The sequence below is a fragment of the Nitrosophilus sp. genome (assembly GCF_982775275.1).
The window spans coordinates 5130-8073 of record NZ_CEXZHP010000060.1; the positions used below are offsets into that span (position 1 = coordinate 5130).

Sequence of the window (2944 nt, forward strand, 5' to 3'; positions counted from 1 at the left end):
TAAAAGTTTTTCATTTATACGTGCGTAATATTCAAACTCCCAACCTTTTAATTTTGCCAAAACTGATAAGGAATACATAGCGTTTGACTGCATAGAACCGTAAGAGATAACCTTTTTTACGTGAGGAAAATCATTTTTTAGGAAGTAATAAAATTTTCTTGCTTTATTTCCGCTAAAATCAGGATGCAATAGATCGTCTCTTTTTAAGTAAAAAGTGTGGCTTTGGAATTTTATTTTTTCTATTTTTGAATTTAATAAAGTCAAAAGGCATCCACCTTTTGACTTAATTTACATTTAAACTTCGAAGATCTTCATAAGCTTTTAAGACTCTTTTTTTCATAGAGATTTCACCTTCTCTTAACCATTTTCTCGGATCATAATATTTTTTGTTAGGCTTATCTTCACCTTCTGGATTTCCTATTTGAGATTGAAGGTAATCGTGATATTTTTCTATATAGCTTTTTACACCTTCCCAAAAAGCCCATTGGGTATCGGTATCTATATTCATTTTCACTACACCATAATCTATAGCTTCATGTATCTTTTCAAGCTCGCTTCCGCTTCCGCCGTGAAAAACGAAACTTACCGGCTTATCCTTATCAATATTGAAACTCTTTTTAATAAATTCTTGAGAATTTTTTAAAATAATAGGCTCCAATTTTACGTGTCCAGGTTTATAAACTCCATGAACATTTCCAAAAGATGCGGCAATTGTAAAAAATGGGCTTATTTTTGAAAGTCTCTCATAAGCCTCGGCAACTTCTTCTGGCTGAGTATATAGCCTTGCGTTATCTATACCGGTGTTATCGACTCCATCTTCTTCACCACCTGTAACCCCAAGTTCTATCTCCAGACTCATCCCAAGAGGCGCCATCTTCTTTAGATACTCTTCGCAAGTAGATAGATTATCTTCTAGCGGCTCTTCGGAGAGATCCAACATATGAGAACTAAATAGAGGTCTTTTATGTGTCTTAAAATACTCCTCTCCTGCCACTAACAAACCATCAATCCAAGGTAAAAGTTTTCTTGCGGCGTGATCTGTATGAAGAACCACCGCAACACCATAATGCTCAGCTAATATATGCACATGTTTTGCAGCGCTTATAGCGCCAAGAATTGCCGCTTTTTGACCATCATTTTGAAGACCTTTTCCAGCCCAAAAATGGGCTCCACCATTACTAAGCTGAATAATTACTGGAGAGTTAGCCTCACGTGCGGCTTCCATAACCGCATTTATAGAATCTGTCCCTACAACGTTTATGGCTGGAAGTGCAAAAGAGTTCTCTTTTGCGTATTCATATAATCTTAGAAGATCTTCTCCCCACACTACACCGGGTTTTAAAAAGCTCATAACTCCCATGGAATCTCCTGATTATATTTTCTTTTCTATTTTTGCGCTTTTTTTCAGCTCCTGAGCTTTTTTAGAAACTATCTCTTGAAATTTTTGCATTTTAAGTTGTTGCTTTATCTTTTCCTTAACTTCTGCAAAAGGAATTGTAGAAGCTGGTTTTTTATCTTCTACGTAAATTATATGATAGCCAAATTGGGTTCTAACAGGAGTGGTTGTTATCTCTCCCACATTCAATTTAAATGCAGCGTCGCTAAAAGGTTTAACCATCTGTTTTGGTCCAAAATATCCCAGATCTCCTCCGTTTTTCCCACTTGGTCCAACAGATTTTGATTTGGCAAGTTCGATAAATTTTTCTTTTAATTTATCCTTTGGAGTCTTTTTAAGCTCCTCTATTATCTTTTTTGCTTCCTCTTCGCTTTTTACCAAAATATGTCTTGCATGCACCATCTGAGGTCTTTTAAATTTTTCTATATTTTTTTTATAAAACTCCTGGGCCTCTTCATCTGAAATTTTTATAGAATCAAACTGCTTTTTCATCCAGATTTCCATTGCAAGATCTTGCTTTATCTTCTCAAGAGCCTTTTTATATTCTGGATCTTCTTGTATACCGCTTTTTATGGCATACTCTTTTAAAAGCTCTCTCTCAATCGCTTGATCAACCACTTTTTGTTTTAAATCGGGCCTTAATTGATCAAATGTTATTCCAGCCGATTTTAAGATAGAATTAACATCCTCTTTTGTTATATTTTTTCCGTTAACCGTCGCAAGAACTTCCGCACCCATTGAAACTACAGCCGCCAAAGAAATAGCCACCAAACCTTTTGCCAATAATTTCCTCATTGCAATCCTTTATATTTTTTGTGATTAAGTTACGATTATATCCAAATTTACTTCATATTATGATAAACATTTTGAACATCATCGTTTTCTTCAAGCATATCTATAAGTTTTTCAACTTTCAAAGCCGTATCTTCATCAACGTCACTCTCATTGTTTGCAACTAATCCTACGTTACTCTCAAGTATCTTAGCGCCGGTTTTTTCAACTTCTTGCAATACGCTGTTAAAATCTGCGGGATCGCTTTCTATTACAAGAACTTCATCAAACTCTAAAATATCGCTCGCTCCAGCTTCTAAAGCAGCTTCCATAACTTCATCGTCCTTATCGCCTCTCTCTACGGTTATAACCCCTTTTTTGTCAAACATCCAAGCAACACTTCCGCTTGTTCCCAAACTTCCGCCCATTTTATTAAACGCATGTCTAACTTCGGCAACGGTTCTATTTTTATTGTCTGTTAAACACTCAACCATAATAGCCACTCCGCCGGGACCATAGCCTTCATAGATTATCTCTTCATACTTTACTCCCGGAAGATTTCCGCTTGCCTTATCTATAGCTCTTTTAATATTATCTTGAGGCATGGATACCGCTTTTGCCCTCTCTATCGCAAGTCTTAGAGCCGCGTTTGTTTCAGGGTTGGGTCCACCGTCTCTAACGGCCGTCATAATATCTCTAACGGCTTTTGTAAAAAGTTTTCCCTTTTTAGCATCCTCTTTTGCTTTAATATGTTTGACTTTTGACCATTTATTGTGT

The 2944-nt window shown here is 36.2% G+C and carries 3 protein-coding genes and 1 pseudogene; all 4 read right to left on the bottom strand.

From position 1 onward, the window contains the following. Positions 1-264, bottom strand: a pseudogene (locus tag AC30RD_RS04330) (1-aminocyclopropane-1-carboxylate deaminase/D-cysteine desulfhydrase); the annotation flags it as partial. Between the two features lie 19 nt (positions 265-283). Next, a complete protein-coding gene (gene fbaA, locus AC30RD_RS04335) occupies positions 284-1360 on the bottom strand; it encodes a class II fructose-bisphosphate aldolase (RefSeq protein WP_489493048.1) in 1077 nt (358 codons plus the stop codon). Positions 1361-1372: 12 nt separating this feature from the next. Next, positions 1373-2191, bottom strand: coding sequence for a peptidylprolyl isomerase (locus AC30RD_RS04340; protein WP_489493050.1), 819 nt, complete (start codon positions 2189-2191; stop codon positions 1373-1375). A 47-nt stretch (positions 2192-2238) separates the two neighbouring features. Next, positions 2239-2944, bottom strand: a 706-nt coding sequence (locus AC30RD_RS04345) for a YebC/PmpR family DNA-binding transcriptional regulator (protein WP_489493052.1), incomplete at its 5' end; no start/stop codon positions are given.

What these genes read in the sequence shown, in the direction of transcription:
- fbaA (WP_489493048.1), bottom strand. Translation starts at nt 1,360, where the DNA reads ATGGGAGTTATGAGCTTTTTAAAACCCGGTGTAGTGTGGGGAGAAGAT.
- AC30RD_RS04340 (WP_489493050.1), bottom strand. Translation starts at nt 2,191, where the DNA reads ATGAGGAAATTATTGGCAAAAGGTTTGGTGGCTATTTCTTTGGCGGCT.